Source organism: Corallococcus praedator, from assembly GCF_003612125.1.
Classification (GTDB): Bacteria; Myxococcota; Myxococcia; order Myxococcales; family Myxococcaceae; genus Corallococcus; species Corallococcus praedator.
Genome location: NZ_RAWI01000514.1, coordinates 1 through 5,565, shown reverse-complemented (window position 1 = coordinate 5,565; position 5,565 = coordinate 1). Strand labels below are relative to the sequence as shown.

The 5,565-nt window shown below is 68.8% G+C and carries 4 protein-coding genes; 3 read left to right on the top strand and 1 reads right to left on the bottom strand.

Translation table 11 applies throughout. The features are described 5' to 3' along the window. Positions 1-272: 272 nt before the first annotated feature. Positions 273-2,090, bottom strand: a complete 1,818-nt coding sequence (gene aspS, locus D7Y13_RS37590; protein ID WP_120535468.1) for an aspartate--tRNA ligase — start codon at positions 2,088-2,090, stop codon at positions 273-275. Between the two features lie 178 nt (positions 2,091-2,268). On the opposite strand from aspS, the gene D7Y13_RS37585 reads away from it, so the two are divergent. The 3 genes from D7Y13_RS37585 to D7Y13_RS37575 are packed head-to-tail and all read left to right on the top strand — an operon-like array spanning position 2,269 to position 5,494. Continuing rightward, positions 2,269-3,390 carry a hypothetical protein gene (locus D7Y13_RS37585; protein WP_147444318.1) on the top strand — a complete coding sequence of 374 codons (1,122 nt, stop codon included), beginning with the start codon at positions 2,269-2,271 and terminating at the stop codon, positions 3,388-3,390. Positions 3,391-3,413: 23 nt separating this feature from the next. Further along, entirely contained in the window at positions 3,414-4,715 is a 1,302-nt protein-coding gene (locus D7Y13_RS37580; RefSeq protein WP_120535470.1) for a hypothetical protein, read from the top strand. A gap of 11 nt (positions 4,716-4,726) precedes the next feature. Continuing rightward, positions 4,727-5,494: a hypothetical protein gene (locus D7Y13_RS37575; RefSeq protein ID WP_233595603.1), complete on the top strand. Its 768-nt coding sequence runs from the start codon at positions 4,727-4,729 to the stop codon at positions 5,492-5,494. The last annotated feature ends 71 nt before the right edge of the window (positions 5,495-5,565 follow it).

The window sequence follows — 5,565 nt, the reverse complement described above, 5'->3', positions numbered from 1 at the left end:
ACCCAGGCCTGTCTCCGCATCGCCGTCCGACCTCCCCCTCGCACGCCACCTGCCCTCAATGGCAATGCCCCGGAGGAAGTCCACCCGACCCCCGGGTGCCTTCCGTCGCCTTCCCGCCACTCAACCCGGCCTCCCGAAGGGGCGCGGGGTGCGGCGAAGGACGAAGGGGCCACCGGGATGTCCACCACCGGGCGTCGCGGCCCCGGCGTCACGACAGTCCCCGCGCCGTCCCGCGCGAGCACGCGGGACGGGGGGCCATGACAGCGAACCGACTACTTCTGCGGCAGCGGCACGGAGCGCACGTGCAGCTCGCGCAGTTGCTTCTCGTCCACGTCGCCGGGCGCGCCCGTCATCGTGTCGGTGCCCGTCTTCGTCTTGGGGAACGGAATCACGTCGCGCAGGGACTCCGCGCCCGTCAGCAGCATCACCAGACGGTCCATGCCCAGCGCGATGCCGCCGTGCGGGGGCGCGCCGAACTTGAGCGCGTCCAGCAGGAAGCCGAACTTCGTGCGCGCCTCCTCCTCCTGGATGCCCAGCGCCTGGAACACCTCCGACTGCACCTTCGGATCATGCAGGCGGATGGAGCCGCCGCCGATCTCAAAGCCGTTGAGCACCACGTCGTAGCGGTGGCACTTCACGCGGCCCGGATCCGACAGCAGGTACTGCACGTCCTCGTCGTGCGGACGCGTGAAGGCGTGGTGCGCCGCGGCCCAGGTGTTGGTCTCCTCGTCGAACTCGAAGAGGGGCGGGTTCACGACCCAGAGGAACCTCCACTGGCCGCCGCTGCCGTACTCGGGGATGAGGCCCAGCTTCTTCGCCACGTGCACGCGCAGGTTCGCCATCACCGTGTGCACCAGCGACTCGCGGCCGAACTGGAACAGCAGGAGGTCGCCCGGCTTCGCGTTGCACGCCTGGTTGATGGCCAGCCGCAGCGCGGGGGTGATGGTCTTGGACAGCGGGGACTGGGTCCACTCGCCGCCCTCGCCCACCTTCGCGCGCGCCAGACCCTTGGCGCCCGCCTGCTTCGCGAAGTCCTCCAGCTTGTCGCTCTCCGCGCGGGACAGCGCCTTCTCCGCCGGGACGACCATCGCCTTGACGATGCCCTTCTCCTGCACCGCGTCCCACATCATGGGCACGCCGCCCGCGGCGCCGTGCTCACGGATGAGGTCGGTGAGCACGATGTGCTCCAGTCCGAAGCGCAGGTCCGGCTTGTCGTTGCCGTACTTCGCCATGGACTCGTAGAAGTCCATCCGCTGGAACGGCGTGGGGATGTCCAGGCCCAGCACTTCCTTCCACAGCTTCTTCAGCAGGCCTTCGATGATGGTGAAGATGTCGTCCTGGGTGACGAAGCTCATCTCCACGTCGATCTGCGTGAACTCCGGCTGCCGGTCCAGGCGCAGGTCCTCGTCGCGGAAGCACTTCACGATCTGGAAGTACCGGTCGAAGCCCGCGACCATGAACAGCTGCTTGTACAGCTGCGGGCTCTCCGCCAGCGCGTAGAACTTGCCCGGGTTCAGGCGGCTGGGCACCAGGAAGTTGCGCGCGCCACCCGGCGTGTACTTGCCCATGAAGGGCGTCTCCAGCTCCAGGAAGTTGTTCCCGTTCATGTACTGACGGGTGAGCGCGTTCATCTTCGAGCGCGTCATCAGCGTGCGCTGCAGGGGCCCCCGGCGCAGGTCCAGATAGCGGTGCGACAGCCGCTTCTCCTCGGACGTCTCCACGTTGTCCTCGATGAGGAACGGCGTGGGCTCCGAGCGGTTGAAGATGGTCAGGTCCGAGGCCTTCACCTCGATCTCCCCCGTCTTCATCTTCGGATTCACGTTCTTGCCGCGCGACAGCACCTTGCCCTTGATGCCGACGCAGAACTCCAGACGCAGGCTGCCCGCGATGTCATGGGCCTCCTTGCTGTCCGGCTCGAACACCACCTGCGTCAAACCCTCGCGGTCCCGCAGGTCGATGAACACCGCGCCGCCGTGGTCGCGGCGGTTGTGCACCCAGCCGAAGAGGACGACCTCTTCGCCGACGTTCGCGGCCGTGAGCTGACCGCAGGTATGGGTACGCTTGACCTCGGAGATGAACGGAACAGCCATGGAGACCGCCTGCGTTTTGTTCGGGAAGAAAGGCCGGGCACCATAGCGGATCGTGGAAACAGCGCGTCAAGGAATCCGTGGCTCCCGCACGCCCCCTCCTCCCTCGGAAGACGGGCATCGGAGCGGGCAGGATGCAGCCTTCCCGCAACCGCGAAGCGGATCCCGGGTTGGAGGTGACATGCAGGGGGACAAAGCCACCTGTCGTCAGCCCGTGGACATGACCGCGCGTGCCGCCGCATGCCTTCGCGCCGGGGGGATGCTAGTCGCCGTGCTGGGCATGTTGGGGGCCGGCCCTGCCCGGGCGGAGGGCGCGGACAGCTCCCTCACCGTCGAAGCCAGCGCCGGCCGGGGCTACGGCCTCTGGAGTCTCCTGGGCGACGTGGGCGTCAGCGAGGCGACGTTCCTCACGCTCGGCTACACGGGCGCGCGTCCGGAGGCCGGCACCGCCGCCACCCACCAGCTCTCCGTGGGCGTGGACCACCTGGCGGGCGAGCACTGGCTCCTGTCCGGCATCGTCAGCCTGGGCCTGGCCAAGGGCTCCGACACGGAGCTCTCCCAGGAGCGGCCCCGGCTCAACGTCCCCGGCCTCACCGCCCGGACGGGCTACGGCAGCCAGGGCGTGCAGTTGGCGGCGGGCTACGACTCGGCGGGCTTCCACAAGGTGGAGTACGGCCTGGACGCGAGCCTGGGCCTCCACCGCTACCCCCTGCGCCGGCAGTTGCTCACCGTCTCCGACGGCACCCCCCACGTGCGCTACGCCCAGGAGGACCTCCTCTGGGTGGCCCGGCCCACGCTGGGCGCGCGCCTCCTCTGGGACGGCCGCTGGGAGCTGGGCCTCCGGGGCGGCTTCTCCCTCTACAGCGAGGACCCGCTCACCGCCGGCCAGTTCACCGACGCGGAGAAGGCGACCCTGGAGTCCCAGTTGGAGGGCCGCGCCGCCGCCCGGCTGGCCCTGGCCGGCCTGAGACGGCGCCAGTTGCGGGACCTGGGGGCGGCCGTGACGCGGCGCATGGCGGACGTCAACGCCGGCACCGGCTTTCCCTCCGCCCCGACCCGCTTCGACGTGAAGCCCTCCCTGACCTGGAGGCTGAACCCCGCCCTGAAGGGGCAGGTGTCCTACGCCTTCACCCGCTACGTGCCCACGCAGGGGGTGGCCCACGTGCTGGCCTCCCGCTGGACGGTGCGCCTGGGGGACCCGGTGCGGGTGTGGGCCTCGGTGGCCCTCCAGCGGGACGTCCCGGAGGACCTGCCGGCGGAGGTCTCCGGCCTGCTCACACTCGGAGGGGAATACACGTTCTGAGCGGTCCGGAGTAAAACGGCGTCATGCTCCGAACAGTCATCACCGCCGCCGTCGGGCTGGGACTGCTGGCCACCGGCTGCGCGCCGGACAGCGAGGCGCCCCTCAAGGTCTCCGTCCTCTCCCTCTCCAGCAACGGCAAATACCAACCCACCCAGGTCGAACTCACCACCATCGAGGACATCGTCGGGCTCAAGGGCACCGTCGGCGACCTGCAGGGCGGTGCGCGCATCGTCATCGACGTGAACGATCCGGCGCTCAACAACGCGACGGAAGACACCATCGGGGAGGTGCTGCTCAAGAAGGCCGGCCACGACGTGAAGGCCAGCTACATCAGCCAGAAGGACCCCACCACGGGCGAGGACGTCCTGTGGCCGGCGGACTTCCACTCCTGGAACATGGTGACGTCGTATTACAACCTGGAGCGCGCCAACGAGTACTTCCGGACCGTCGGCAACATGAAGTCGATCGACTTCGAGCCGGTCCCCACGCTCTACTACTTCCCCGAGTTCGTCATCGCTGCGGAGAGCAAGGACCCCGCGCGCGACAACGCCATCTTCTACCCCATCCTCCAGTCGTTCCTGGTGCTCCCCTTCGAGGAGATCCAGCGCGCGCCACTGCCGCTCAACGCGGGCGTGATGGCGCACGAGTACTCGCACCTGGTCTTCAACCGTCTGGCGTACGCCTCCCAGTCGTTCCCCCTGTCGTTGATCACCTGGTCGCAGGAGAGCCCCAGCATGGGCGCCAACGTGCTCAAGTCCTTCGACGAAGGGCTCGCGGACTACCACGCCTACGGGGCCACCTGCCGCAGCCCCCACGGGTGTGATCCAGCGTTCCTCTCCAGCTCCTTCGACAACGGTCCCTTCGCCGCCGTCACGGCCGAGCGGGACATCTCGAAGGGCGACCGGTGCATGAGCCAGCAGCTCTGGAACAACCTGGTGGGCCAGGACGTGGGCACCTTCTCGGGCAGCGGCAACGAGTACAAGGTCGGCACCATCCTGGCGTCCGCGCTCTTCCAGGCGGGCCGCGCCCAGAACCAGGAGGCGGTGCTCCAGCGCGCCGTCGTCGCCGCCTACTACGACACCAGCCCCACCAACCCCGGCATCTTCCAGCGCACCGAGGTGTTCCTGAACAACCAGCTGGGCTTCACCCTGGCCCAGCCCGCGCTGTCCATCATCGGCCACATCGGGGACCTGGAGCTGCGCAAGGCCGTGTGCAACGAGTTCGTGGACCACCTGCGGATTCCGCGCGAGTGGCTCATCGGCGACAACTACTGCCCGCCCAGCACGTCCGCGGGCGCCACCTGCCCCAGCATCGTCATCGAATGAGGCCCGCTCCCTTGAACTCACTGCTCAAGGCCTGCCTCGCTGGCGGCCTGCTCCTCGCTGCACCCGCGCTCGCTCAGTCCGACGAGGACGACCCGTACGCCTATCCGGAAGACGACGCCGCCCGCGCCTCGGACAAGGCCCAGAAGGACGATGACGACGCCTACGAGCGACGTCGCAAGCTGGTGGACGAAACCGACGAGTTCCGCGAAGCCGCCGAGCGCGAGAACGACGACGGCTTCGAGAAGCTCTCCCGCCTGGACGACCCCAACCTGGGCGTCGCGGTGGAATTGGGCGCGGGCGTCCTGCTGGTGGACAGTGCCCGGGGCGACTTCTCCGACAACCGGCCCGCGATGGGCGTGCGCGCCACCTGGGAGTTCGGCCGCTCGCTCGACAACGAGCCCCTGCGTGAAGCCCTCTTCGCCGACCTGCGCTGGCTCTACGGCAGCCTCAGCGACGGCACGAATTTCATCAGGGGGGACACGCGGCTTCACTACTTCACCCTCGCCCCGGCCTACCTGTTGCGCTTCGGTCAGTCCGCCTTCGGCGTCTACGCGCAGGCAGGCGGCGGCATCGCCTACCAGAACACCGGCATCACCGTGGGCGACGACGAGACGAAGGTGAACGGCCTCAAGCCCGTCATCCAGTACGGCATCGGCCTGCGCGGGCGCCCCGCACTCTCCCGCACCCTGCACCTCACCTTCCGCGTCGAGGCCATGGGCCTGCGCCGCGGCTACGCCAACGACTTCTTCTTCGGTGGCAGCGCCGGCGTCGGCTTCTGACCCGTGGTTCCCCGGCCCCCGCTCCCCTTCTCCAGGAAGGCGGAAGCGGGGGCTGAACATTCTTCCCGCCC